Consider the following 25,567-nt stretch of genomic DNA (forward strand, 5'->3'; position numbering starts at 1 on the left):
CCTGATATTTAAGATAAAAATATTTTATCACTAATTAGTGATAAATGTAAAAATGATGCTCAACCTATTTGTCCATCTGTATAAAATAGGATGCCTGTCGTCAGCATGGTTTTGCCATGGTCGAAAGAGACTTCCAAAGAGCATCGTCACCAAAACACCATACCAAAAGCCCCAGAAAAATCTGAGGCTTGATATTCTTATCGAGATTCATTAAGACGGTTATTCTACCGTTACAGATTTAGCGAGATTGCGTGGTTTATCCACATCCAATCCGCGGTGCAGGGTTGCAAAGTAAGCAATCAATTGAGTTGGCACCACCATAGAGATTGGTGACAAATAAGGGTGAACTTGGCTCAAGACAATATCGTCTCCATCCTTCGCCACATTTTCCTCCGCAATAGTCAAAACTTTGGCTCCACGCGCCACAACTTCAGAAACATTTCCGCGAGTATGGCTAGCCAAGACTTCGTCTGAAAGCAGAGCTAGCACAGGTGTTCCCTCTTCAATCAGAGAAATAGTACCATGCTTGAGCTCTCCTGCAGCAAAGCCTTCACACTGAATGTAAGAAATCTCCTTAAGCTTAAGACTAGCTTCCATCGCCACATAATAATCCTGACCACGGCCGATATAAAAGGCGCTGCGAGTTTCCGCCAATAAGTCACGAACCTTACTTTCGATCAATTCTTTCTCAGAAAGGGTAGACTCAATAGACTGAGCTACGATAGACAGCTCATGAACCAAATCAAACTTCTTGGCTTTTTCGTTGCCATTGGCATCACCAACCGCCTTGGCCAAGAAAGCTAGGGCAGCGATTTGTGCAGTGTAGGCTTTGGTTGAAGCCACGGCGATTTCTGGTCCAGCATGGAGAAGCAGGGTATGCTTGGCTTCACGAGACAAGGTTGAGCCTGGCACATTGGTCACTGTCAAGCTAGGAATGCCCAGTTCATTGGCCTTGACCAAGACTTGGCGGCTATCAGCTGTCTCACCAGATTGGCTGATGAAGATGAAGAGTGGCTTCTTGCTCAGAAGCGGCATAGCATAGCCCCATTCTGAAGAAATACCCAGTTCAACTGGCGTATCCGTCAGTTCTTCCAACATCCGTTTAGAAGCATAACCCGCATGATAAGAAGTTCCAGCAGCAATGATATAAATGCGATCCGCTTCTTGGACTGTCTTGATGATGGCTGGATCAATCAGCATTTTATTATTTTCATCCGCATAAGTGCTGATCAGCTTACGCATCACGGTCGGCTGCTCGTCAATTTCCTTCAGCATGTAGTAAGGATAAGTGCCTTTGCCGATATCAGACAGGTCCAGCTCAGCAGTATAGCTGCCGCGTTCAAGAACATTGCCTTCGTAGTCTTGCACTTCTACGCTATTAGCCGTCACGATGACCAGCTCTTTATCATGGATTTCCATGTATTCGCTGGTCTCGCGAATCATAGCCATGGCATCGGAGCAGACCATGTTGTAGCCTTCGCCCAAGCCGATCAAAAGCGGAGATTTGTTTTTGGCAACGTAGATCCTAGAAGGATCTTGGGCATCTACCAAGGCAAAAGCGTAGGAACCTTCGATAATGTGAAGGGCCTTGCGGAAAGCGTCAAGAACAGAGAGACCGTCTTCTTCCGCGAATTTCCCAATCAAATGAACTGTAATTTCTGTATCTGTCTGCCCTTTAAAATCATGGCCAGCAAGATAGTTATTTTTGATGTCCAGGTAATTTTCAATCACACCGTTGTGAACCAAAACAAAACGACCTGTCTGAGAAGTGTGAGGATGGGCGTTATTCTCACTTGGTTTTCCGTGGGTTGCCCAGCGCGTATGCCCAATACCTGTTGAACCTGCTACATCCATTCCAATCTTGGCACGAAGATCTGCAATTCGGCCAACAGACTTGATCAAGCTGGATTTTTCTCCTGTTGTCACAAAAATTCCAGCCGAATCATAGCCTCGGTATTCTAACTTTTCAAGTCCTTGCATCAAAATATCTGTTGCATTGCGGTTTCCCACAACTCCGACGATTCCACACATAGATTTATTTCTAGCCTTTTGCTGGCAAAAAGCTAGTTCCTCCTTTATTGAAAATTGGTATAGTCTTATTTATCTTTTTATCGAGAGACAAAAACATTATACACACCGATTTGACATTTGTCAACATAAAATTGGTATAGTTTCGAGACAAGAAAAATTTGTTTAAAAACAAAAAAGCCTCCCATCGGAAGACCTTTCCATAGAAATAAGAAAAACCAGGTTCAGTGCCCCTTGTGCTTTTCCAATCGTTTTTGCTGTTTGAGTTCGAATTTCCTTTGCTGAGCCAGTTCTTTTTGTTGCTTGCGCTTGATTCGAGCGATTTGTTTTTGCTCTTCAAATTGCAGCTTCAGCGCTTCCTGAGACTTTGAAGAACGTGAAGCCATCTGCTCTTTTTTAGTCTGTCTCTGCAGGCGTTTAGGACTGACCGACTTAGTCTTCTCCTTCACCCTGATGCTAGGACTAAACTGCAATCGGTGATAATAACGGTTTAGAAAATCCAACAATTCCTGCGTACTAGGCTCTGCACCAAAGGTGACTCGGCAAACTCTATAAGATTGAGCATGTTCCTGCTCGAAAAGACCGTGCCAAAATCCCTCTTCAAAATAAACTGTCAGCGTCATTGAAATCTTATCCATGACAGCACCTCCTTAAAAAAATCCCTAAGAATGGACAACCAAGGAGGAAGGTTACTGACAAAAATGGATTTTTTGCGTCTGGACTACCAACCAGAACTGTGTTTTTATCTTAGTAGCTACAGTCTAGCAAGATTTTCTAAAAAATTCAAGGAAAGCTAAAAATTGTACTGATCGAAGACAAAGTAAGGCTAACGAAAAACCTCTGAATTCAAAAGTAATTTTGAGATTGTTCTAAAATCTTAGTAAAAACAAAAAAGCCCTCTGAATTCAAAGAGCTTTATTCTTGCTGGATAAAACATTTATAGACTAGGCGACGAGCCGAAGATTGTACGAAAATTTTAGTGAAACAAAAAATCTCCCCGAAGGGAGATGATCTGGTTTATTTTACCTTACAGTGCTAGGAACCGTAACCGAAGATTATACTTGAGTATATCGAGGTAAGGTGACAACGCAATGTAAGTGGAAAATAAAGCAGATTAACGACGAAGTCCTAGAGAGTTGATCAACTCACGGTAACGGTTAACGTCGTTTTTACGTAAGTATGCAAGCAAGTTACGACGGCGACCGATTTTCTTCATCAAACCACGGTAAGTAGCGTGGTCTTTTTTGTGTTGTTTGATGTGTTCGTTAAGGTGGTTGATTTCCCAAGTAAGGACAGCAACTTGAACCTCTACTGAACCTGTATCACCTTCGTGACGTGCATATTGTGCAATGATTTCATTTTTTTCTCTTTTGAGATTGCCATGATAAGCTCCTTTTCTTTACGCTTCATCCGAGTGACAGGCTTGGCAATTCCTGCAACCAAGAAGAAGTTATTTGTCTTTAAGACATTCTTATTCTATCAGGAAGCCAAGTTTTTGTCAAATCTTCTACTTTTCCGACAAAGTCAGCCAAATTTCATTAGCCAAAATGAGGATTTTCTACACATTTGCTCCAAGGCTCGATCTAGCTAGTCGCTTTTTGACTTTGGAGCAGGTTTAGCTTATACTGGGATTAAGATGACACGAGGAGAAGAGCTTATGAAATATCTTGAATTCGGAGAAAGCAAGAGAGAAATTTCCCAGATTATCATAGGGCTGATGCGAATTGCCCAAATGACTCCCAAAGAGGTGGAAGAACTGGTCGAAACAGCCTTGTCAGTCGGTATTAACGCTTTTGACTTAGCCGATATCTACGGTGGAGGCAAGTGCGAAGAAATTCTGGGACAAGTGCTCAAAAATCGACCTGACCTGCGGGCTAAGATGTGGATTCAGTCCAAAGTGGGAATCCGCATAGAAGAATTCACCTACTTCGACTTTTCCAAAGACTATATCCTCGAAGCAACAGACGGTATTTTACAGCGCTTAGGCGTGGATCATCTGGACTCTCTGCTCTTGCATCGACCAGATGCACTGATGGAGCCCAGTGAAATCGCTGAAGCTTTTGATCTGCTCAAATCTCAAGGAAAGGTCCTTGATTTTGGAGTATCCAACCAGAATCCTATGATGATGGAGCTACTCAAAAAAGAGGTCAAGCAGCCTTTGGTGGCAAATCAGCTCCAACTGAGTGCAGCTTTTTCACCTGCCTTTGAGTCCAGCTTCCACGTCAACATGGAGGGAACAGACGCAAATATGCGCGACGGTAGTATCTTTGAATACTGCCGCCTCAACGATGTCGTGATTCAGGCTTGGTCTGTCCTCCAGCATGGCTATTTCGAAGGCGTTTTTGTCGGTTCGGATAAATACCCCAAGCTCAATGCTGTCTTAAACCGACTGGCCGACAAATACCAAATATCACCATCGGCAGTGGCTATTGCGTGGGTGCTACGCTATCCAGCCCAGATGCAGGCAGTCATCGGCACGACCAAGGCTAGCCGCATCATCGAATCAGCCAAGGCAGCAGATATTGAACTGACTAGAAAAGAATGGTACGAAATCTACTTGGCCTCTGGAAAGGATCTTCCTTAAAAAATGAGCCTAGAATCCGATCAATTTTCTACCAAGATGCTAGCTGAAGGACTGGCAGAAAAGCTGACCAGAGCATGTCCACTGTATAGCTTAAAGGGCAAATCACCTTGCGCAAGATTAACTAGCATATAAAATTCCTATTTTACGAAAGGAAAAACAAATGAACCATTTCGACACAATCATCATCGGCGGAGGACCAGCTGGTATGATGGCTGCCATTTCCAGTTCTTTCTACGGGCAGAAGACCCTACTTCTTGAGAAGAATAAACGACTGGGCAAGAAACTAGCGGGTACAGGCGGCGGGCGCTGCAATGTCACCAACAATGGAAACTTGGATGACCTCATGGCCGGTATTCCAGGCAACGGACGCTTTCTTTACAGCGTCTTTTCCCAGTTTGACAACCATGATATCATCAACTTCTTTACAGAGAACGGTGTCAAACTCAAGGTTGAAGACCACGGCCGTGTTTTCCCAGCGACAGACAAGTCCCGCACCATTATCGAAGCCTTGGAAAAGAAGATTGCAGAGCTGGGCGGCACTGTCATCACCAATACCGAAATTGTATCCGTCAAAAAATCTGATGAGCTTTTCACTGTCAGATCCAGCGACCAGACTTGGACTTGCCAGAAGTTGATTGTGACGACTGGCGGCAAGTCCTACCCTTCAACTGGTTCGACTGGTTTTGGCCATGATATTGCCCGACACTTTAAGCACACGGTGACTGACCTAGAGGCTGCTGAAAGTCCTCTTCTGACTGACTTTCCTCACAAAGCGCTTCAGGGGATTTCGCTGGACGATGTGACCCTCAGCTACGGCAAGCATGTCATCACCCACGATCTGCTCTTTACCCACTTTGGCCTATCAGGTCCGGCAGCTCTGCGCTTGTCTAGCTTTGTAAAGGGCGGCGAAACCATCTATTTGGACCTTTTGCCACAGATGAGTCAACAGGCTCTGGCGGATATTTTAGAAGAACATCGGGAAAAATCCTTGAAAAATGCCTTAAAAACCTTGCTACCAGAACGCTTGGCAGATTTTTTTGTGCAAGGCTATCCTGAAAAAGTCAAACAACTAACTGAGAAAGAACGCGACCAGCTCGTCCAGTCTATCAAAGCACTCGAAATCCCTGTGACTGGCAAAATGTCCCTTGCCAAGTCCTTTGTTACCAAGGGTGGCATCAGCCTCAAGGAGATCAATCCTAAAACTCTGGAAAGTAAGCTAGTACCTGGACTCCACTTTGCTGGCGAAGTTTTAGACATCAATGCCCACACGGGCGGTTTCAACATCACATCTGCCCTCTGTACCGGCTGGGTGGCAGGCTCAAATCCAATAAGTACCAAATAAGAAAGGAAGTCCTTTGGAACATATTATTTTACTAAGAGGCGTTACTCCTAATGGAAAAAATGCTATCCCGAAAATGTCTTATTTGGTAGATATTTTGACAGAAGCTGGGTTTCAACACGTCCGAACCTATATTCAAAGTGGGAATATCATTCTTGAGAGTGACTTAGATTTAGAAGAAATACGAGAACGCGTTCATACTCTGATAAAGGAAAAAATTGGGGCCGACTTAAAAATGGTTATCAAGAATAAGAACGATTTTGAAAAGATTGTTCATGAGAACCCGTTTAGAGAAGACTATCTTCATGATCGTGTACATGTGATTTTTTATCAGGGATTTATCCAAAGTCTGCCACTAGAAAAATTGAAAGCTGACTACGGTGAAGAAGAAATTTGTGTAGGCGATTCCTGTCTCTACCTCTATCTCCCTAGAACTGCAAAACAAAAAAAGCTCAATACCAACTATCTTGAAAAACTGTTTGGCGTGGATCTGACCATGAGAAAGTTAAACGTAGTAGAAAAATTACTAACAAAATAGGAGAACAAGATGAACAGATGCGAAACAGTCGAATTCGTCAACATGTGCATGATTTATGACGGAGAAAAAGTTCTTGTCCAGGACCGAGTTAGTCCTGACTGGCCCGGCATCACTTTTCCTGGCGGGCATGTAGAGCGCGGGGAATCTTTCACCGAGGCCGTTATCAGAGAAGTCAAAGAAGAAACTGGACTGACCATATCCAAACCCCAACTTTGCGGCATTAAGGATTGGTATGATGATAAGGATTTTCGCTATGTCGTCCTGCTCTACAAGACAAAGCATTATTCCGGCGTGCTGCAATCCTCAGATGAAGGAAAGGTTTGGTGGGAAGAATTTGAAAATCTGTCTCGTCTGAAGCTTGCAACTGAGGACATGTCAGATATGCTTCGTGTGTTTCTAGAAGATGATTTAAGTGAATTCTTTTACTATAAAGACGGTGACGACTGGCTGTATGACTTGAAGTAAAAAATGAGAGTGAGACAGAAATCGGTAATTCGTTAGAATTCGATTTCGTCGTCCCACCTCCGCACAGTTGAGTAGGGCTGTAAAAGCTGATGAAATCAGCCTAGTAGAGCCCACTCAACCACTGCGTCTTACTCGACAATCCAAAAACAATTGAGAGGCTAGGACTTTTGTCCCAGCCTCTTTTATTCTGCATTTGTCCGAACGTAAGCTGCAATGACATCTGATGTGTACTGAGCTGTGCCTGGGCCAAATTTGTCAATATTTTCCTTAAACTCTGGATTGTAGACGTATCCTTTACCGATATGACCGAATACTTCAATAGAGCAGTCAAAACCATAAGTACGGATGGCTTGCAAGAGACGCGCTGCCTGCTCTTGATTTTCTGCCGCTTCAACTGGCAAGCCTTGCTGCATATTTTCTGCCAGACTTTGAAAAACTTGATTGAAGGCTGCGGCAGATTCTTCTTCCCGTCCATTTTGACGAGTCAGTGCTTCCGACATGACTTCTTGACCGTATTCTTCGACAGCCTTTTGGTGGTATTTTTGATTGTCTTCGTAGGCAAAACCTGCGAATTTTTCTTTCATTGTCATCTTTCTTTCTCCTTTTTCTTCTTGGATAGTTTTTTGCAAGGTAGAAATCAAAGTATCCAAGCGGTCTCTTTCCTGCTGCAAATACTCTAACTGCCTCACCAGATGCGGCAATAAGGCCTGATCGTCCTGACTCAGCAGCTCTGCTATTTTCTCCAAAGAAAAGTCCAGATACTTATAGTAAAGGATGACCTGTAGCCGCTCTAGATCAGCTTGACTATACGTTCGATAGCCATTTTCTAATTTTTGAGGAACCAAAAGACCAATTTTGTCGTAGTGATGCAGGGTTTTGACAGAGACACCCGAAAGCTGCGCAGCTTCTTTGATATGATACATAAAAAACCTCCTTGCCCTTATAGTATAAGCCCTGACCTTAGGGCAGAGTCAAGCTTTTTATGAAATTTTTTTAATCACTTTAAATTTTCCAAAGTAGATAGTATTATTTGCGAGAAACCATGGCAATAAAGCCCATTTTTTCTTGATTCTTTTGGAACATCTTAAACATCTTCATAAATTGACTGTAGTTTTCTTTTTTAAGGGCATTGAAGCAGATTTTCAGTGTGCCACCCAGTCCTTCGTCATATATCATCCCTCGAAGGCTCATCAAGGTCATTTCGCCGACAAAAGTGTCCACACGATTAAAAGCGTGAGAACGCGCCAGCTGAATCCAAGAACCTTCAGTAAGAGGCCCCACATTGACATTAATCGCACGAGATAGCTCTTCCCGGACATTCTCATCTTTTTGCTTGAGCATGACGTCGTGGGTGAGGAGCACTCCACCTGGCTTCAGCACCCGGTAGTACTCATCCATACATTTGGCCTTCCCCTTATCCGTCTGCATGGTCAGCATGGCTTCATTGATAACAATATCAAAAGAATTGTCATCATAAGGCAGCTTCATAGCATTAGCCTGCTCAAATGTGACGAGTTCACTAACACCAGCTTTGTCTCCATTAAGCTTAGCCTGAGCTAGCGCAGCCTTATCCAAATCAACTGCAGTAATCTGGCAGCCATATCTTTTAGCCAGCTCAATCGTTGTGGTTCCCATATTGCAGGCAACCTCTAGAACTTTCTTATCGCTGGAAAACTGCCCCTGGTCAATCAGCCAGTCGGTTGCCAGCTTACCACCGGGACGAAGGCGTTTCTTTCCTAACTTTGCTAAAAATTTATGCCCTGCTTCTGCCATTTCCGAACCTCCATAATTTTGATTGGTTCCATTATAGCATAAAATATTATATTTTCAGACAATTCTTAGAATTCGGCAAAAAAACAGACCGAATCAACCAATTCAATCTGTCTTTTACCTTCTTTATAGCCCAAGAAATCCAGCCAGATAGCGCAGCAAGGCCACCAAGACTACACCAAATACAACAGTTGCAATCAAGTTCTTATACTTAAAAGCCACATAAGTCGTCGGAAAAACAGCCAGCAAATCCAGCCATTTAAAACTCGGTAGCTGACCTGTTTTAGCATTGGTGACACTAGACAGGATAAGGGCAAAGATAATGGAAACTGGCAGATATTTGAGAAAACGCTCTGCCATGGGCGGAAGACCCTTGTACTTGACTAGGATAAAGGGCAAAACCCGCGGAATCCAAGTGACTAGGGCAGACAAAAGAATAACCAGCAAAATATACTTACTTATCATCTAGAATCACCCCCACCGTACAGCCTAGTAAGGTTGCAAAAAGCACCGCCAGCGAATTTTGAAGCAGCATGGTCAGGAGCAAGTAGGCAAGACCCACCACACCCAAGACCAAAAAGAGCTTCTTTATATTGACCCGTCGCAGCATGATTATAAATTGAGAGGAGAAAATGCCAATAAACATAGCTACTAGGGCAAAGTCCAGGCCAAAGCTCTCAGGATTGGGCAGAAGGGCACCAAGGGCAGTTCCTAAAACAGTACCTAAAATCCAAGAAGCATAACTCATGAAATTGTTACCCATCATCCAGCTAGCAGCAATCTCTTCTGTATACACCTGCTCTCCCATCAAGACCCCATAAGATTCATCTGTCAAAAAAGAGCCAATGACAATATTCTGAGCCAAGCTAGACTTACGAAAAAGGGTTGAGGCATGCAGACAGAGCAGAAGATGCCGGATATTGATGAGAAAAACAGTCAGTGCGATGGCCAAAACCGGCGCCTGCTGGGCAAATAGACCAATCATGGCAAACTGGGCACTGCCGGCATAAACCAAAATACTCATCAGCCCCATCTCCAAGGGATTCATATGAGGTGCCGCCATGATGCCGCAAGCTAGACCAATCCCAATATAGCCCAGAGCCGTTGGTACTGCCGCTTGTGCCCCTTGTTTAAATGTCTGTCCGCGCATTCTTCTCCTTTACTCCATCGTTTCAAAAGCTAGACTTGGCTTTGCATTCAGATCCAAACTGGCAAAATTTTCCTTATTCCACTCACTGACGCTGGCATAGGCAATCATACCAGCATTATCACCGCAGAGGCGAAGAGGCGGAATGATTACCTTCACATCCTGAATCTCAGCTGCCAAGCGTTCTCTCAGGCCTTGATTGGCCGCAACGCCTCCCGCCACGACCAGAGTCTTGACTGGATATTTTTCCAGCGCTCTCTTAGTCTTGGCCATGAGAATATCCATGACCGCCGCCTGAAAGCTTGCTGACAGGTCTTGGTTAGACAAGACTTCTCCCTTTTGCTGGGCATTGTGGTGCAGGTTGATAAAGGCCGACTTGAGACCGGAAAAAGAAAATTCCAGATTGTCTTCCTTAATCATGGCCCGCGGAAAATCATAAATATCCTGTCCCTCATGAGCCAGCTGATCAATCTCCCGGCCTGCTGGATAGGTCAGCCCCATGACGCGACCGACCTTATCATAGGCTTCACCGACCGCATCATCGCGGGTCTCACCCACAATCTTATAGTCACCAGCTTGACTAACATAGACCAGCTCAGTATGACCACCGCTGACCAAAAGAGCCAGCAAAGGAAACTCCAAGGCCTCCACGCTCTGGGCTGCCATCAGGTGCCCAGCCATATGATTGACCGGAATCAAGGGAATATCATGAGCCCAAGCAAAAGACTTGGCCGCTGCCAAGCCAACCAAAAGCGCCCCAACCAGACCAGGACCGTAGGTGACGGCTACTGCTGTGACTTGCTCCTCGCTAATCCCCGCTTCTGCCAAGGCCTCCTCAATACAAACTGTAATGACCTCCACATGGTGACGGCTGGCCACTTCCGGTACCACTCCGCCAAAACGCTTATGGCTCTCAATCTGGCTGGCAATGACATTGCTCAAAAGCTCCGTCTCATTCTTCAGAACCGCCACACTGGTCTCATCACAAGACGTCTCAAAAGCTAAAATATATCTATCTTTCATGGATCTCTCTTTTCATGACAATCGCATCTTCCACCGGTGCATGGTAGTAGGCTTTCCGCCGCGCGATTTCTTCAAATTTTTCTTTTTTGTAAAATAGCAGAGCTGGCTTGTTGGACTCCCTCACTTCGAGGAAAGTTTCTTTGTCAGCTGGCAAAAAGTCAAACAAGGCTGTCGCGATTTTCTGTCCCTGATAGCTAGGCAATACAGCAATCTGCAGGACTTCTGCTTCAAAGTCTGTCTCCTGCCAGACTAAAAATCCGACAAGCTGACTTTCATCTTCTGCTAGCGCACAACTATTCACATCCGAGCACAGAACCTCTTCCAATTGACCCACAGTCCAAGGGCTGACCTCATAGACAGCAAATAAGAGCTGTTCCAGCTCTTTTGCGAGAGTTGCCGCGTCCACATCTGAGCTATCGCTCCATTTTCTCATCTTAATCATAGGCGCTGAATGTAAGAATCGCTGGATTCCTGATGGGTCTTGAGCCAATTTTCCTCGGCCTCTACCCGCTTGAGGTAGTTAGGGACAAAATCATGAATAGATTGGGCTGGCAGGTCTAAACCAATACGACCAAGAGCTGCCGCATCTGGTAAGGTCGGCTGAATAGCAGCCTGAGGAATAGCCGCTTCAATCTGCTCCACAAAAGCTGCTGTCTCTCCGACAAAAGTGACTGATTGGTTAGCAGCGCCAGCCATTTCCAACACCTCTGCCAAAGGCAGGTGAGCTTCCGGCCGTACAGCCTGACCAGACTGGTAAAAACCAGCATAGACATTATTACGGCGGGCATCCATAATGGGAATGACCAAACCTTCCACCTGCTCTGGTACTAAAGCCAACAGACTAGATACACCGACCAGCTCAATCTTGAGGGTATGGGCCAGAGTCTTGGCTGTCGCCACCGCAATTCTCAGACCTGTGTAGCTGCCCGGCCCCTGCGCCACCACGATCCGATCCAAATCCGTTGGCTTCAAATCCAGACTATTCATCAGAAAATCAATAGCCGGCATAAGGGTAATACTATGATTTTTCTTAATATTGAGCGTCACTTGCCCCAAGGTCTCCTCATTCTCTAAAATTGCTAGAGAAAGAGCCTTATTTGACGTATCCATCGCTAAAATGTTCATCGTTTTCTTCCTTACTCGAGTGTTTGCTTCTTATTATACTACAAAAGCAGCGACAAGGGTAGAGAGAGGCAGGCATTTGGTTATCTAGATTGTCCTCAAAGGCTTTTCTGAAAATCTCCACAAGATTTTCTCGGCTATGTCTTTTACTAAAAGCTGGTTTTATGATATAATTGGTTAGAATTATATCGAATCAAGGTCAATCTACTACTCATAAAACTGAATAAAAGAAAACAGCTGATTAGCTGTCGTTTTCTGTAGCTTGATCGTGAAAAATGGAAGGAAATAAAATGATTTACAAAATTTTTTATCAAGAAACAAAAGAACGCAGCCCACGCCGTGAACAAACACGTGCCCTTTACTTAGATATAGAAGCAACCGATGAATTAGAAGGTCGCATCAAAGCCCGCAAATTGGTCGAAGAAAAGACTCCTTACAATATTGAATTTATCGAACTCTTGTCTGACAAACATTTGGAGTACGAAAAAGAGTCAGGCGCCTTCGAATTGACGGAGTTGTAACCTATGGCATATAACTTAAAGAAAGAAGAAGTTGGTGTTTTCGCCATCGGCGGTCTGGGCGAAATCGGTAAAAACACCTACGGAATTGAGTATCAAGATGAGATTATCATTGTCGATGCTGGGATTAAATTTCCCGAAGACGACCTCTTGGGTATCGACTATGTTATCCCCGACTACTCTTATATCGTAGAAAATATTGACCGCGTGAAAGCTGTCCTTATCACCCACGGGCACGAGGACCATATCGGCGGCATTCCTTTCCTGCTCAAGCAAGCCAATGTTCCTATCTATGCTGGCCCTTTGGCTCTAGCTCTCATTCGGGGCAAGCTAGAAGAGCATGGACTTTTGCGGGATGCCAAGCTCTATGAAATCAATCAAAATACAGAGTTGACCTTTAAAAATCTGAAGGCGACCTTCTTCCGCACAACCCACTCTATTCCAGAACCTTTGGGGATTGTCATTCATACGCCACAAGGTAAGATTGTCTGTACCGGTGACTTCAAGTTTGACTTTACACCAGTCGGTGAGCCAGCAGACTTGCACCGCATGGCCGCTCTGGGCGAGGAAGGCGTACTCTGTCTCCTGTCCGACTCGACCAATGCTGAAGTTCCGACCTTCACCAATTCCGAAAAAGTGGTCGGACAGTCTATTATGAAGATTATCGAAGGCATTCATGGACGGATTATTTTCGCTTCCTTTGCTTCAAACATCTTCCGCCTCCAGCAGGCAGCAGAAGCTGCTGTCAAGACAGGGCGCAAAATTGCGGTCTTTGGCCGCTCTATGGAAAAGGCTATTGTCAACGGGATTGAGCTAGGCTACATCAAGGTTCCCAAAGATACCTTCATCGAGCCAAATGAACTCAAGGACTATCCAGCTGGTGAAGTGCTGATTATGTGTACCGGAAGTCAGGGTGAACCCATGGCAGCCCTGTCACGGATTGCTAATGGTACCCACCGCCAAGTTCAGTTGCAGCCGGGAGATACGGTCATCTTCTCATCCAGCCCAATCCCTGGAAATACGACCAGCGTGAACAAGCTGATCAACATCATTTCCGAGGCTGGTGTAGAAGTCATTCACGGTAAGATCAACAACATCCACACCTCTGGACACGGTGGCCAGCAAGAGCAGAAACTCATGCTCCGCTTGATCAAGCCTAAATATTTTATGCCAGTCCATGGTGAATACCGTATGCAAAAAGTCCATGCAGGTCTAGCCGTTGATACTGGAGTACCAAAAGACAATATCTTCATCATGAGCAATGGTGATGTGCTGGCTCTGACAGCTGACTCAGCTCGTATTGCCGGCAGTTTCAACGCTCAGGATATTTATGTTGATGGGAACCGCATTGGTGAAATCGGAGCTGCAGTCCTGCGCGACCGTAAAGACCTGTCAGAAGACGGTGTGGTTCTGGCTGTCGCAACAGTTGACTTTGGCTCCAAGATGATCTTAGCCGGTCCAGATATTCTCAGCCGCGGCTTTATCTACATGCGCGAATCAGGCGACCTCATTCGCCAAAGCCAGCGTATCCTCTTCAATGCCATTCGCATTGCACTCAAGAATAAAGACGCCAGCGTCCAATCTGTTAGCGGCGCTATCGTCAACGCCTTGCGTCCTTTCCTCTACGAAAGCACCGAGCGCGAACCGATTATCATTCCGATGGTGCTTACACCAGACGAAGACAACTAAAAAAATAAGCTTTGCTAGACTAGCAAAGCTTATTTTTCTGCTTTATTTTTGTTCGAGAAGCATGCTTGATAATCCAAGCGCAGCTCGGACTCAATTCTTCCTCCTGCCAAGCTTGAATAATACACTCAAACTTTTCAGGAGCTTCTTTATATAAATCATTCAGATTATTCGCAACGCTTTTTTGGATTGATTTATCCGCATCATCCTTTAGATTCCTTAAAATAGCGCTAAATTCATCAAAATAATTTAAGACCACAGTCTGCTTCTTAGCCCAAGGCAATCGGATACGCATACACTCGCTAGCTAATCTACGGACGCGCATATTCTCGTATTTACTCCACTCTAGTAGTAAATCCATCGTAGCTTTAGGAAAATTAGCCAGTAAGGGCCGCATAGAAAATTCTCCAGTAAATCGCTTGGTTAATTCCTTACTGAAGGCTGCACTCAGCTCGAATTCCTGACCTCCGTAAAGTTCTACGTATTTGCCAATCGGCCACAACCAGTACCCCTCTGAGAACATCCCCAAGCCGCCCTCTAACTCCGGACCAAGTATCTGCTCAAAAACCTTCAGAGAAGCAGCATAAGAAAGCGGCAAACATTCTTTGATACTCTTTGCCAGCAGCTCTTGACGCTGAGTAAATTCCAAAGCCTCTAATTCGCTTTCAACTAGAGACATAAAATGCTGAGCATCAAATTTATCTGTGACTTCTTGCAGGCGACGGCTCAAATCCTCCGCATAAACCAAATCATAATAATCTTTAACCTTTTTCGCCATGATTTTTAAATCCCCTTAACAGACTTCTCACTGCTTCTCTGACTTCTGCTCCTCCCTCTTTCTCAGCCAGAAAAAGAGACAATTCATTCAAGGCACCTGAAATCATATGAGCCGCCATATCCAGATCAATAGAGATAAGTTCCCCTTCTTTAGCTAAAATGTCTAATTGCTCTCTCAAATGAAAGAAAGAATTAGCCTCGTCCTGACGACGCCACTCTTTCCACTCAACGACATTGGGACCATCAAGCAGGAGAATGCGTTTATTTTCGATCAAGGTCGCAAAACGAACAAAAGCAACACAGCCTTCCACCAACTGCTCCCAAGAATCCTGTGCTTCCAGGGCGTTTTTTTCTACATAAGACCCCAGTTCGGATTGAATTTGTGCCAGTACGGCGGTAAATAAAGTCTTCTTATTCCCGAAATGGTGATAAAGTGCGCCTCTTGTCATTCCCAACTCATCTACAATTTCTTCCAAGGAAGTTTCTGCATAACCCTTTAAAGAAAAATGTTTCCGGGCGATAGCTAATATTTTGCTACTTGTCTCTAGGGAAGCCTGCTGCTTTTTATTCATCTTCACTCTCCAAATAATTTGCCGCAAACTCAGCGCTAGGTGGAATGACTTGAATGACATCAACCAAAACAGAACCCGACGCTTCCACAATGAAATGGCGCTGACCAAAATCTTCACTCTTAATGGGAAGAAGGAACTCCATTTCTTCTTGCTGACGCAATTTTTCATAAAGACAATCCACATTGTCAACTTCGATATTGATGATTAGACCACTCGCCTTAGACTGGTAGGCTTGTGGCACTGTCCCATGCTTGCTATCAATAAAAGCAAGCTCAAAACCACTCTCGATATTCTTTAAACTAATATACCAATCTGAACGGAAGGTTTCCTGAAATTGGAAATGCTCAATGAAAAATTGTGCCGCTTGATGGACATCTTCGCTCATTAAAACGGGGTATAAACTGGTAATCACTTGTTCTCCTTTTCTTAGATTTTATTTTAACATACATACTGAATGTATGCAAATGAATATTAAAAAACAGAAACCAAATTGGCTTCCGTCTATTTGAGAATGGCTTCGTTTAATCGCTTGATAAAATGATATTTGGTAATGCCCTTTTGTGGGACATTTGTTAGACTGGCGTAGATTTCATAGCCTTGCTTGATGTAAAAATCCCTGGCCTGATAAGATTTAGTGGACAAGGTAATGCTGCTGACTCCCGCTTTCTCAGCCTTTTCTTCTAATTCTGCCAGCAGACTGGCTCCCAAGCCCTTTTTCTGATGTTCTCTATCCACCACTAAGGCCTTGATATGGATGTTTTCCAACACCTGTTGGGCATGGAGCACGGCGATTAAGTTCCCTTCCTCTTCCCGTGTCAGATAATAATCCTTTGGCTCCAGTTTTTCAAGCATATCTGGACCAAAAGAAGCCTCATATTGCTCCTTGAAAACTTGCTTGATAAAGTCTTGAATTTCTGTCATTTCTTGCTCCTTTCAGAATCCTTATCGCATTTCCCTACACTGATATAGAGAAATCCTGCTTGCTAAACCAAGGACAATCGGGCTCAGCTATTAACACGCCAAGCCCGAATGATAGATCATAGATAATCCGTCAGAAGGATTATTGTTCCTTTTTCTTGCTTCCAGCTAAGCCAAGGAAGGCCAAGACAGTGCCTAGTAAAGTCATCGTCCAAGCTGATGATGTTCCAGTTTGAGGAAGTTTAGCGGCTTTAGAAACAGCTGCCTCCGAAGATTTAGCAACCTTTGTCTCAGCTACTTTCTGCTCTGCTGAAGGCGCTGAATCAGTTGGAGTTGCTGGGGTCACTGGGCGCTCAGCTGGCTTATCTTTGACAAGAGGAGTCACTGATGGAGCAGGCTGAACGATTGGCACTTCGATTTGACCAAGACTAGGTTTCGTTTCCTTAGTGCCCACTTCTACTAGTTCATCCACTGGTGCTTTAGAAACAGAAGATTCAACAACCTTTCGGCTGCCATCTAGTGCAGAAACTTCCACCAGATTCATTTTTTCGCCCTTGCTTCCTGTCTGAACAACTTTTCGTTGACCTTTTTCAAGCTCTGGATTCAATATTTCTTTTGTCTCAAAAGCAAGCTCTTCTGTTTGGATATCCAGATATGGCTTATCCTCAACTAAAGCAGCTTTCTCATCCTGAGCTGTGCTACCATTGTGGCTAAGTGGCTTCAGATTTTCACGCGCAGCTTGAAGTTTAGCGACCAGCTTATCTACCTCAGCCTGTTTATTCCGATTCAATTCCCAGTCGATATCATTTTGGGCAGCCTTCAGACTAGCAACAGACTCTAGCGTATAGATGCTCAAATCGCTAGGAACCTTGGCCAATTCATCTCGGACAGACTCATAGTTGGCCTTGAAGTAATCTTTATTGTGATCAGCAAATGCTGTCATCAATTTGAAAATTTCTTCTTCCTTGTACTCAGCCTGCGGTCTATCTGCCCAGATAGCAAGCATGCTGCCAACTGTTGGGAGAGATACTTCTGGATACTTGGTAGACGCTAGTTGGTTAAATGGTGTCTTTTCAGTATTTTCAAGTGCCTTCTGTAAGAAACCACCACCATCTTCCGGTTTTTGACCTAAGATATAGTACCAGTCCCCATTGGTATTGAGGAATTTATAGCCCTTGCTTGCTAGATACTGAGGTGAGGCAAGGTTATAACCCCACCATCCCTTAGACCAGTAAGAAATCAAGACATCCTTGTCAAACTCAACATCATCCTTGTCTTCGTAGTAGAAGCCATCGTTGAAAGCCATTGGTTGAAGGCCTCGCTCTTTAGCCATAGCAGCAAGCGTGTTAGCATATTCTGCAAACTTGCCATAGAGGTTGTAGTATTTCAGATAATACCAACCCTGTGCATTGGTCGCATCATTGGCATACTCATCTGTACCATAGTTGAAAATCTTTGATTTTCCTGCAAAGTAGTCCATGTACTTGCCAATCAAAGCCTTGGTGAAAGCTTTTGCTTCTTCATTTTCCAAGTCCATAGTGGTCTTAGAAAGATTGTCAAAATAAGCCTGCGGGTTCTGAATGCCTAATTTTTCCATAGCCACCAAAAGAGCGTCCATATGACCAGGGCTATTGAGCGCTGGAATCACCCCGATGCCCTTTTGTTTGGCATAGCTGATCAACTCATCCATTTCTTTCTGGTTCAGAGCATTTCCATTTGGATCATCGTAGTAGGATTTAGTTCCTTCAGTGATAGCTTCCTTGACTTGGTCACTCTGGTAAGTCTTCCCATTGGCCTCGATGGTCATATCGTCCAGCATGAAGCGCATCCCGTCATTTCCGACCAGCAAGTGCAAATCAGAGTAGCCCAACTCACTAGTTTTGTCAACAATTCTCTTGAGCTGATCTAATGAGAAGTATTTGCGGCCTGCATCAATGGAAATAACCTTGTTCTTAGCTACTTTTTCACGTTCTGCTTGTTTGTCCAAAATCTTTTGATAAGCTTCTGTTGGTTTTAGATTTTCACGGGCTGCTTTTAGCTCGGCAACAAGCTGATTGATGGTGCCTTGTTGCGCGCGGCTCAGGTTTTCATCCAAGGCTCTAACCGCTTTTTCAGCTTCCTTGAGTCGAGCAATACTTTCCTCTGTATATTTAGCTGCCAAGTCACTTGGAATAGCTTCTAACTCTGCAGCTACATCTTGATAATTGGCTGCAAAATATTCTGCATTGCGATCCGCAAAGTGACGCATCAATTTATAGAGTCGAGATGCAGAAAAACGAGCAGAAGGCTCATCAGCCCAAGCAGCTACCATGCCTCCCATAATCGGAATATCTGCCCCTTCTGATTTAGGAACGTTGGTAATTGGAGTGGAGGCAATTCCTTTCAAGCCTTGATCCAAATTGTACCAGCCTTGGCCATCAGCATTGCGTCCCAAGACATAATACCAAGCATCATTGGTATTCAAGATTTGGTGCCCTTTTTCAGATAAGAGTTTAGAAGAAGCCACATCATAGCCACCCCAGCCACCAGTCCAGTAAGAAACAATAATATCCTTGTCAAACTCGCCGAAAGTTTGGTCAGAATTATAATAAATACCGTCATTGAAGGCCATTGGCTTCAAGCCATGACTCTTAACAATTCTAGCCAAGTCGTTGGCATAAGTGATGAATTTTTCGTAGCCCTTTTCTGGATAACCTTCTCCTGGATAGTACTTGTCTGCTTGTAGAACCTGCCACCCCTTAGCATTGGTCGCATCATTGGCATACTCGTCCAAACCAATATTGAAAATGTCCGTTTTCCCTGCAAAATAGCCTGCATACTTGTCAATCAAAGCCTTGGTGAAATCAATAGCAGTCTGATTGTTTAGGTCAACTGTCCGTGCAGATTCCTTGCCAAAATAGTTAAAGTTTGGATTTTGAATGCCCAACTCCTTCATAGCATGCAAGATAGCATCCATGTGGCCAGGGCTATTGATGGTCGGAACGAGACCGATACCTTGCTTTTTAGCATAGTCAATCAAGTCCGTCATTTGAGCTTGCGTCAAGTGATTGCCATTTGGATCATTATAATAAGCATTGGTTCCCTTTTCAATGGCTTTCTTGACATCCTCGCTGGCATAAGTCTTATCACCGACAGTCAAGGACATATCATCCAATTGGAAGCGTAGACCATCATTCCCCACCAGCAAATGCATGTCCGTGAAGCCAAAGCGTTTCGCCTTGTCTACGATTTCCTTCAGTTGCTCAGGGCTAAAATACTTACGGCCTGCATCAATCGAAACCATTTTACGCATAGCCAGCTTTTCATCGACCTGACTAGTTTTCTCCGTTTTGGGAGTTTCACTAGGCAGGGTTGCCTTTGACTCATCAGAATTCGTAGAAGCACTTTCTGTTGTAGTCACTGATTTTTCAGCGACTGTTTCTAGTTTTGGCTCCTCTGTTACTGGTTTTTCTGCTGGAGCCTCTGCTGCCACAGCTTGAGGCTTAACTTCCTCACTATTTTTAGCAACTGCTTCTGGCAAGGACTCGCTGCTAGTCTGGGCTTCCACAGGAGCAACTTCCTGCACTCCTTCTCCTGCACTGGCTACAGCCGGTCCTGTCGTAGCTACAAGACTTGCAGGCGCTGCTTGTACCTCATCAGCTGAAACGACTTGTCCTGCCAAACAAAAGCCGACTAAGACAGATGCTGCCCCGATTGAAAGTTTCCGAATAGAAAAACGTTGCTTTCTATTAAAGATCATCATAAAATCTCCTTTTAAAATGTTCCGCTTTATTATGTAAGCGATTTCTTTTTCTTCTATTATAGTTTATACCCTATCTTTCATCAATATTGTCTCCACAAGATTCTATAGTTAAATGACAAATAGATTAAATCTAGAGCCATATTTTTATAAGGTGATTTATCACTAAAGCTGAGGTCAAAACAATCGAGCCATTTTGCTCTATTCATCTCGTTTGAAAGCCTGAGGCAAGCTAGATAAGCCACCAAAATCAAAAAAGAGAAGACTAAATAGTCTTCTCCGAGTTTTTGATTAAATTGTCCTACTGCTGCTAAGAGGAAATTCTAGCTGCCTTTCAGAGAGAGCATTTCACTTAATCTAAGATTAACGATTTGTCAAGCTTACTTTTCTAAACTAGACAAAAGCGCTAAATTATTGGTCCTCTTTTTTTCGTGTGAATAGAAGCCAGCTAGCAACGAGAGCTAAAAGTCCTGATACAGTAGCCAAAAGGCTAGTAGATGTACCTGTCTTCGGAAGTTGAGGTGCCTTAGGAGCCTCTGCCTGCTCTGGTGAAGCTGTTGCCAAGCCTGACTCCTTAGAATGTGCCAGTGGTTCTTGCGCTTTCTGACTTGTTCCAGATTTTTCAGCTTCAGCACTTGGTTTTGTCTGACCTAGCTCTGCTTTTTCGACCTCAACACTTGGTTTTGTCTGACCTAACTCTGGTTTTTCGACTTCAATTGCTGGTTTATTTTCCCCTGCTGGCTGAGTAGTTTCTGGTCCCTGTGGTTGACTTGGTTTTGGAGTTTCTGCTGGATTGTCTTGTCCTGGCAAATCACTCTTTTCAGCCTTGTAAATCACAGCATAGTGAGCAAGGTGAGACGCTGTGAAGACAACTGTATCACCGACACGCTCAAAGTCAAGAGGCTGGCCTGGCTGATTGTCTACAAAGGAAAGAACTTGCTCGACTTCCTTGCCAGCTTCTACAGGGATTTTAACCAGACTAGTGTGTTGAGTAGCAACGTCGTGCCCGTCTTTATCCACTCCTGTCACATCATAAATCTTACCAAGTCTGCCACCCAAGGCTTCTTTTTCGGCAGCATTTGGCTCAACAACTGCTACTTTCAAGCCCTTGATTGGAGTTGATTCCTTGTTTGAGAATTGAACTTCCACACCCGTAGATTCATCTACAAATACAGCTGGCCTATCTTCCTGAAGCTGGGCAATGAGCTCTTGCAGAGAGGCTTTGGCAGTTTCAAGCGAGTCTGGTGTCACTTCAGCTGAAGCCAATAAGTCTTTATTCTTGTTTAACAGGCTGAGGAGGGCATCGCCTGACGGATGGTTTGGTTTTTGTTCGAGCAAGGTCTGCGCTTCTTTGCTCAAAGTATCCAATTCAGCCGTCTTGTCCGCAAAATTCTTGCGTCCATCCAGAGCCTTAAATGCCTGAGTCAGTTTTGCTAGACTCTCATCGACTTGGTCTTGTGTGCTTGTATCGTGATCTTTTAGAATTTGCTCAGCAGATGCAATTTCCTTGAGCAAGGCTTCTTTGACTTCTGGAGTCGCAAAGCTGAAGTCGACCTTGTTTTGAACAGCCGCTGTTTCTGCTAACTTTTGTTTCAGATACTCATCGTTCAAGGCTGGTTTTGGTGATACAAAGACATCGTACGTTGTCGTCACACCACGATAGTTGACCGAAATAGTTTGACGGCCTTCTTTGTGACTATCATAGCCTGTGACTTGCACATCTGCTTCATCAAAAGTATGCTCTTCGGTCGTTTCATCATCAAAGACCAGACGGAAACGTCCTCCTGTAGTCTCAAGGCTTTCTCCCACGATATATTCTGTTTTAGGTTTTTCGATCACTTCTAGGCCTACAGGAGTCTTTTCGCCTGCTTCGCTATGACTAACGACAAAGACTGTCAGCACTTGATCCAGTTTTTGTCCCAGATAGGACAGTGGCAAATGCTGCTCTCCTAGCTTAGATGGATCATAGCCCGTCACTTCCACCCCACTGTTTGAAAGTTGAACCAATTGATCTGGTTGGCCATCCTTAAAGCTGACACGAATTGTACCACCTTTCAGAGACAGAGCATCTCCTTGACGATAGACTTTTCTTTCTGGTGCTGTTTCAAGCTCAACCTTCGAAATTTCCTTATCTCCTTTAGGTACTTCAATAGCCAATACATTACTAATATCCTTACCAGCTACTTGTGAGCGGTAATATAGGAGGCTAGGGAGTTTAGCAAAAGCAAGTGGTTTGAAGATGAGATTACCGTCTTTGTCCGCGGTCATAGTTGCAATCGGTTTTGTCGCATCGCTGCTGTCATAGAGGGATACCGTCGTCTTAGCCGGCACATCTTTGAAGCCTACTTGGACATGTCCATTTCCAAGAACACGCGTAGCAGCATCTTTCATCGGTACGTTAACTGTTTCCGTATCCAAGCTTTCATACATCTTCCAGTTGTAGATCCGGATTGCCCGCCACGGAGTTCCATTGTCGGCTGTAATGACATCCAAACGCCAGTCTTGTGCTCGAATTGGCTTATCAAAAACGATATCTGACACATGGTCTTTATTGCCACGAACGGCCTTGGCTAGTTTCCACTCGCCTGCCTCATCCTTATAATACAGGTCAAAGTCGCGTGTATTCATCTTGCCGTCGTCAACAGACTCTCCGCCTGCTCCAGCATGCTCCATAACCCAGCGAGTCACTGTCCGAGGCTGAGTCAAACGAATATCTACCGTACCACTAAGTTGGGCAGAAGACCACTTGTCTGACAGACTGGTAATGGTACCATTCAGCATTCCTTCGACACCTTCGCTACCATCCGCATCAGGGAAGGTTGTACCAATTACTTTTGCACCCAACACCACATTTTCTGCCAAAGGTTTTGGCAAGCTTGTATCAGAAACTTGCATACCCCAGTCAAAGTCAACTGTCCCAGCCTCTGAACGCAAACCATTCTTTCCTACTGCAACGACTTTCAACTCTTGTTTGCTGCCCTTGGCACTAGCTGAACGACTCACCTTAGCCAAATAAGCTGACGTACTAGATGTTCCTGTCACTAGGCGCCATTGGTCGCCGTCTTTTTCGTAGATTTCGTAGTAATCCGCATCTGCACTGCCTTTAAACTGCAGCAAGGCCTCTGCTTCCTGCGCATTTTGAAGACGCTTAGCCTTGACCACCACATCTTTTGGTGCAGCTGGCTTCTCTTGATTAGAATAGATGGACAATTGACCTAGGTTAAACTTATAGTCCTTGACATCCTGGTCATGGTCGAAGTACATTTTCACGCCGTAAATGGTTTTACCAGCTAGAGAAGATAAGTCAAAGGTCTCTGTCTTCCAGTCCTTGCTCGGACTGAGTTCTTTCCACTCGTACTCAGAATAGTCTGGCTTCGTCGCAAGAGCTACCCAAGTGCTTGTTCCTTGACCACCCTTATGAGTCAGGGTCAGCTTGGTCTTGTCACTAACTGGAATCTTGGTCGAGTAGAGCATGACATTCTGGTTGCTGTTTGCAGCCAAGTCACCCTCAAAAGCCAGTGAATTTCCACCGTTATAGGCTTCATCAAAATCATAGCGTCCCTTCAGAGGTGCACTACCTTCTGAGTGCTGAATCCACCAACGCCAGGTCGGCAAGAAACCAGATACCGAACGATAGTTCCATTCTCCATCTTTAGAAACTTTTCCATCTACAAACCAGCGTTTTCCGTGTCCTGTATTAAAGGAAGTATTAAAATCGGGCTTGGTGATCGCTGTCTTATCAACCACCAAGTTGGACATTCCATACCAAGATTGGTCTGCTGGTTTACCCTTGCTAGGATCGCCTTGGAAGCCTGTCCAGAAATAGTTTTCATGAGTATGGTAGCCCTCACCTGTCTTACCTAAACCAGTGATCGTATCAGGCGCATATAGACCTAGAGACAGACGAAGTTTGCCATTTTCATCCAAAATCGCATCCCAGTCCACATTTGTCTTGTAAGAACCACCCTTTTGCAGCTCTATCCCCGCCAAAACATCGTAAGGATCCCGTTTGATCCATTTTGCCGTACTGATGGAATAGTCTGTCTCTGCCTTGCCCCAGTTAAAGTTGGCAAAGAAGGTGTCCACAGGATTTTCTCCATCTTTAGGCTGCATAAATTGATAATTATATTCGCCAAGGGCATTTTCATGGTAACGACCATATTCATAGGTCATGGCATCATACCAAGAATATTTAACGGGGTAATTCAAAGAACGTGCGTACTCTTTGGTATAGAGCAAGAAGTCACGCATTTTGGGTCCGAGTGGCTCTACTTGGCTACCTGTCGTTTCCTGGTTGATAAAATAGCCATCATAGCCATAATATTTAGCCAATTCGACTAATTTACGGGCAATTGGGAAAGTCTTCGAGCCTTCAGAATCTTCTTTTAAGGCTTCTGCGAAACGTTCTTGATCCTTAGCGCTAGAAGACCAATTGAAGAAGAGGGTTCCGTAGATTGGTACACCATTTCTATGGGCCGCATCAATAACATCTGGCGTCGGAACTAAACCATCCCAGTACACCATGGAATGTAGATATTGCCAGTAATCGAAAGCATAGGCCTTTAATTCCTCGCCCCCAATGGAAGCATGATCCTTGGCTTTAGAGTTCATATTGGACAGAGCCTGTACTTTCGCCTCTGGATTGGCTTGCTGGTTGATTTGGTGCCCCTGATAACGCTCAGCCAGAGGCACGCTAGCCCGGTTGATTTCGTCATCTTCACGAGCTCCCGGCTTCCAGTCAAGCAGTTCTTGCCAAGTATCAAACTTGATTTCTTTCGGTTTGAGCTTTTTATCTTCTTGGCTTGGTAAGTCCTCTACGACTTTTGTCTCTTTGCTGGCAGGCGCTTCTTCCTTGACTTCTTTTTCCTTGCCAGCCGTTACTTCCTTGCTCTCAGCTACTGGAGCCTCAGAAGCAAGAGCTTGCTTTTCAGCTTCTGTCGCCAGACCTTGGACAGCCTCGACAGGTGCTTCACTGACTTTCGTCTCTTCAGTTGCCACTTCTGTCTGAGCTTCCTCCTTGGCAAGGACGCTACTAGTAGCTTGTGAGGCTGCTGGGCTAGTTTCTTCTGCTAAAGCATGACCAGCTCCAAACAGCGCTATTCCGACCAAAACAGAGCAAACGCCTAAACTCAACTTACGGATACTAAATCTTTGTTTCTTATCAAATTGCATTTTTACCTTAACTCCTTCTCTTCTTTTCTTTTTTCGTGCACTTGCTGCCTCTTCCCTGGTCGCTCCTTTCAAAAGGTAATCGCTTACATTTTTGCATAAAAAAAGAAAGATTCACTTAAAATCATTCTACCTTGCGCGAGCTTGCCTTGTCAATTCATTCTATCTTGTC

General features: G+C 44.5%; 21 protein-coding genes and 2 pseudogenes. 6 read left to right on the forward strand and 17 right to left on the reverse strand.

Annotated features, from left to right (window positions below):
* Nucleotides 1-219 precede the first annotated feature (219 nt).
* The 3 genes and pseudogenes from glmS to rpsO all read right to left on the reverse strand — a co-directional run bounded on the left by glmS (nucleotide 220) and on the right by rpsO (nucleotide 3,411).
* Entirely contained in the window at nucleotides 220-2,031 is a 1,812-nt protein-coding gene (glmS, locus tag HMPREF9960_RS01790) for a glutamine--fructose-6-phosphate transaminase (isomerizing) (RefSeq protein ID WP_005591161.1), read from the reverse strand.
* A 221-nt stretch (nucleotides 2,032-2,252) separates the two neighbouring features.
* Nucleotides 2,253-2,666 (reverse strand): YjdF family protein, encoded by a 414-nt coding sequence (locus HMPREF9960_RS01795; protein ID WP_005591162.1) that lies wholly within the window; start codon nucleotides 2,664-2,666, stop codon nucleotides 2,253-2,255.
* Nucleotides 2,667-3,142: 476 nt separating this feature from the next.
* Nucleotides 3,143-3,411 (reverse strand): annotated as a pseudogene (gene rpsO, locus HMPREF9960_RS01800) (30S ribosomal protein S15).
* Between the two features lie 274 nt (nucleotides 3,412-3,685).
* Here rpsO and HMPREF9960_RS01810 point away from each other — a divergent pair.
* The 4 genes from HMPREF9960_RS01810 (at nucleotide 3,686) to HMPREF9960_RS01825 (ending at nucleotide 6,954) form a co-directional block, all read left to right on the forward strand.
* Entirely contained in the window at nucleotides 3,686-4,612 is a 927-nt protein-coding gene (locus HMPREF9960_RS01810; RefSeq protein WP_005592043.1) for an aldo/keto reductase, read from the forward strand.
* A 160-nt stretch (nucleotides 4,613-4,772) separates the two neighbouring features.
* Entirely contained in the window at nucleotides 4,773-5,954 is a 1,182-nt protein-coding gene (aao, locus tag HMPREF9960_RS01815; protein ID WP_005591166.1) for an aminoacetone oxidase, read from the forward strand.
* Nucleotides 5,955-5,967: 13 nt separating this feature from the next.
* A complete protein-coding gene (locus HMPREF9960_RS01820) occupies nucleotides 5,968-6,489 on the forward strand; it encodes a DUF1697 domain-containing protein (protein ID WP_005591167.1) in 522 nt (173 codons plus the stop codon).
* A gap of 9 nt (nucleotides 6,490-6,498) precedes the next feature.
* Nucleotides 6,499-6,954 (forward strand): 8-oxo-dGTP diphosphatase, encoded by a 456-nt coding sequence (locus HMPREF9960_RS01825; RefSeq protein ID WP_005591168.1) that lies wholly within the window; start codon nucleotides 6,499-6,501, stop codon nucleotides 6,952-6,954.
* Between the two features lie 182 nt (nucleotides 6,955-7,136).
* Here the strand turns inward: HMPREF9960_RS01825 and HMPREF9960_RS01830 are convergent, their stop codons facing one another.
* The 7 genes from HMPREF9960_RS01830 to tsaB form a co-directional block, all read right to left on the reverse strand.
* Entirely contained in the window at nucleotides 7,137-7,877 is a 741-nt protein-coding gene (locus HMPREF9960_RS01830; protein ID WP_005591169.1) for a MerR family transcriptional regulator, read from the reverse strand.
* Between the two features lie 103 nt (nucleotides 7,878-7,980).
* Nucleotides 7,981-8,727: a class I SAM-dependent methyltransferase gene (locus HMPREF9960_RS01835; protein WP_005591170.1), complete on the reverse strand. Its 747-nt coding sequence runs from the start codon at nucleotides 8,725-8,727 to the stop codon at nucleotides 7,981-7,983.
* Nucleotides 8,728-8,850: 123 nt separating this feature from the next.
* Entirely contained in the window at nucleotides 8,851-9,189 is a 339-nt protein-coding gene (locus HMPREF9960_RS01840; RefSeq protein WP_005591171.1) for an AzlD domain-containing protein, read from the reverse strand.
* Nucleotides 9,179-9,874 (reverse strand): AzlC family ABC transporter permease, encoded by a 696-nt coding sequence (locus tag HMPREF9960_RS01845; RefSeq protein ID WP_005591172.1) that lies wholly within the window; start codon nucleotides 9,872-9,874, stop codon nucleotides 9,179-9,181. Before HMPREF9960_RS01845 ends, HMPREF9960_RS01840 begins: the two co-directional genes overlap by 11 nt.
* Before the next feature lie 9 nt (nucleotides 9,875-9,883).
* A complete protein-coding gene (gene tsaD, locus HMPREF9960_RS01850; RefSeq protein ID WP_005591173.1) occupies nucleotides 9,884-10,894 on the reverse strand; it encodes a tRNA (adenosine(37)-N6)-threonylcarbamoyltransferase complex transferase subunit TsaD in 1,011 nt (336 codons plus the stop codon).
* Entirely contained in the window at nucleotides 10,884-11,336 is a 453-nt protein-coding gene (gene rimI, locus HMPREF9960_RS01855) for a ribosomal protein S18-alanine N-acetyltransferase (RefSeq protein WP_005591174.1), read from the reverse strand. Before rimI ends, tsaD begins: the two co-directional genes overlap by 11 nt.
* Nucleotides 11,333-12,019, reverse strand: a complete 687-nt coding sequence (tsaB, locus tag HMPREF9960_RS01860) for a tRNA (adenosine(37)-N6)-threonylcarbamoyltransferase complex dimerization subunit type 1 TsaB (protein WP_005591175.1) — start codon at nucleotides 12,017-12,019, stop codon at nucleotides 11,333-11,335. The genes rimI and tsaB overlap by 4 nt, the downstream gene beginning before the upstream one ends.
* 287 nt (nucleotides 12,020-12,306) lie before the next feature.
* Between tsaB and HMPREF9960_RS01865 the strand changes: the two genes are divergently transcribed.
* Nucleotides 12,307-12,537: a DNA-dependent RNA polymerase subunit epsilon gene (locus tag HMPREF9960_RS01865; RefSeq protein ID WP_005592042.1), complete on the forward strand. Its 231-nt coding sequence runs from the start codon at nucleotides 12,307-12,309 to the stop codon at nucleotides 12,535-12,537.
* Between the two features lie 3 nt (nucleotides 12,538-12,540).
* Nucleotides 12,541-14,223 (forward strand): ribonuclease J1, encoded by a 1,683-nt coding sequence (gene rnjA, locus HMPREF9960_RS01870; RefSeq protein WP_005591177.1) that lies wholly within the window; start codon nucleotides 12,541-12,543, stop codon nucleotides 14,221-14,223.
* A gap of 19 nt (nucleotides 14,224-14,242) precedes the next feature.
* On the opposite strand, the gene HMPREF9960_RS01875 is transcribed toward rnjA, so the two are convergent.
* The 7 genes and pseudogenes from HMPREF9960_RS01875 to HMPREF9960_RS01900 all read right to left on the reverse strand — a co-directional run bounded on the left by HMPREF9960_RS01875 (nucleotide 14,243) and on the right by HMPREF9960_RS01900 (nucleotide 25,398).
* Nucleotides 14,243-14,998, reverse strand: a complete 756-nt coding sequence (locus tag HMPREF9960_RS01875) for a DNA alkylation repair protein (protein WP_005591178.1) — start codon at nucleotides 14,996-14,998, stop codon at nucleotides 14,243-14,245.
* Nucleotides 14,982-15,569: a TetR/AcrR family transcriptional regulator gene (locus HMPREF9960_RS01880; protein ID WP_005591179.1), complete on the reverse strand. Its 588-nt coding sequence runs from the start codon at nucleotides 15,567-15,569 to the stop codon at nucleotides 14,982-14,984. Before HMPREF9960_RS01880 ends, HMPREF9960_RS01875 begins: the two co-directional genes overlap by 17 nt.
* Nucleotides 15,562-15,981 carry a VOC family protein gene (locus HMPREF9960_RS01885; protein WP_005591180.1) on the reverse strand — a complete coding sequence of 140 codons (420 nt, stop codon included), beginning with the start codon at nucleotides 15,979-15,981 and terminating at the stop codon, nucleotides 15,562-15,564. The genes HMPREF9960_RS01880 and HMPREF9960_RS01885 overlap by 8 nt, the downstream gene beginning before the upstream one ends.
* Before the next feature lie 89 nt (nucleotides 15,982-16,070).
* Nucleotides 16,071-16,490 (reverse strand): GNAT family N-acetyltransferase, encoded by a 420-nt coding sequence (locus tag HMPREF9960_RS01890; protein WP_005591181.1) that lies wholly within the window; start codon nucleotides 16,488-16,490, stop codon nucleotides 16,071-16,073.
* 139 nt (nucleotides 16,491-16,629) lie between these two features.
* On the reverse strand, nucleotides 16,630-16,872 hold the full coding sequence (locus HMPREF9960_RS11095; protein WP_412179750.1) for an LPXTG cell wall anchor domain-containing protein: 243 nt from the start codon (nucleotides 16,870-16,872) through the stop codon (nucleotides 16,630-16,632).
* Nucleotides 16,854-20,226: pseudogene (locus HMPREF9960_RS01895) on the reverse strand (family 20 glycosylhydrolase); the annotation flags it as partial. The pseudogene HMPREF9960_RS01895 and the gene HMPREF9960_RS11095, both read right to left, overlap by 19 nt.
* Nucleotides 20,227-20,637: 411 nt before the next feature.
* Nucleotides 20,638-25,398 (reverse strand): endo-beta-N-acetylglucosaminidase, encoded by a 4,761-nt coding sequence (locus tag HMPREF9960_RS01900; RefSeq protein ID WP_005592050.1) that lies wholly within the window; start codon nucleotides 25,396-25,398, stop codon nucleotides 20,638-20,640.
* Nucleotides 25,399-25,567: the final 169 nt, after the last annotated feature.

It is taken from the genome of Streptococcus cristatus ATCC 51100 (genome assembly GCF_000222765.1).
Lineage (GTDB): Bacteria > Bacillota > Bacilli > Lactobacillales > Streptococcaceae > Streptococcus > Streptococcus cristatus.

Excerpts from the sequence above, each read along its gene's own strand:
- HMPREF9960_RS01840 (WP_005591171.1), bottom strand. The coding sequence starts at position 9,189 with ATGATAAGTAAGTATATTTTGCTGGTTATTCTTTTGTCTGCCCTAGTC.
- aao (WP_005591166.1), top strand. The coding sequence starts at position 4,773 with ATGAACCATTTCGACACAATCATCATCGGCGGAGGACCAGCTGGTATG.
- HMPREF9960_RS01900 (WP_005592050.1), bottom strand. The coding sequence starts at position 25,398 with ATGCAATTTGATAAGAAACAAAGATTTAGTATCCGTAAGTTGAGTTTA.
- HMPREF9960_RS01810 (WP_005592043.1), top strand. The coding sequence starts at position 3,686 with ATGAAATATCTTGAATTCGGAGAAAGCAAGAGAGAAATTTCCCAGATT.
- HMPREF9960_RS01865 (WP_005592042.1), top strand. The coding sequence starts at position 12,307 with ATGATTTACAAAATTTTTTATCAAGAAACAAAAGAACGCAGCCCACGC.
- tsaD (WP_005591173.1), bottom strand. The coding sequence starts at position 10,894 with ATGAAAGATAGATATATTTTAGCTTTTGAGACGTCTTGTGATGAGACC.
- HMPREF9960_RS01835 (WP_005591170.1), bottom strand. The coding sequence starts at position 8,727 with ATGGCAGAAGCAGGGCATAAATTTTTAGCAAAGTTAGGAAAGAAACGC.
- HMPREF9960_RS01830 (WP_005591169.1), bottom strand. The coding sequence starts at position 7,877 with ATGTATCATATCAAAGAAGCTGCGCAGCTTTCGGGTGTCTCTGTCAAA.
- HMPREF9960_RS01880 (WP_005591179.1), bottom strand. The coding sequence starts at position 15,569 with ATGAATAAAAAGCAGCAGGCTTCCCTAGAGACAAGTAGCAAAATATTA.
- HMPREF9960_RS01845 (WP_005591172.1), bottom strand. The coding sequence starts at position 9,874 with ATGCGCGGACAGACATTTAAACAAGGGGCACAAGCGGCAGTACCAACG.
- tsaB (WP_005591175.1), bottom strand. The coding sequence starts at position 12,019 with ATGAACATTTTAGCGATGGATACGTCAAATAAGGCTCTTTCTCTAGCA.
- HMPREF9960_RS01875 (WP_005591178.1), bottom strand. The coding sequence starts at position 14,998 with ATGGCGAAAAAGGTTAAAGATTATTATGATTTGGTTTATGCGGAGGAT.
- HMPREF9960_RS01890 (WP_005591181.1), bottom strand. The coding sequence starts at position 16,490 with ATGACAGAAATTCAAGACTTTATCAAGCAAGTTTTCAAGGAGCAATAT.
- rnjA (WP_005591177.1), top strand. The coding sequence starts at position 12,541 with ATGGCATATAACTTAAAGAAAGAAGAAGTTGGTGTTTTCGCCATCGGC.
- HMPREF9960_RS01825 (WP_005591168.1), top strand. The coding sequence starts at position 6,499 with ATGAACAGATGCGAAACAGTCGAATTCGTCAACATGTGCATGATTTAT.
- rimI (WP_005591174.1), bottom strand. The coding sequence starts at position 11,336 with ATGATTAAGATGAGAAAATGGAGCGATAGCTCAGATGTGGACGCGGCA.
- glmS (WP_005591161.1), bottom strand. The coding sequence starts at position 2,031 with ATGTGTGGAATCGTCGGAGTTGTGGGAAACCGCAATGCAACAGATATT.
- HMPREF9960_RS01795 (WP_005591162.1), bottom strand. The coding sequence starts at position 2,666 with ATGGATAAGATTTCAATGACGCTGACAGTTTATTTTGAAGAGGGATTT.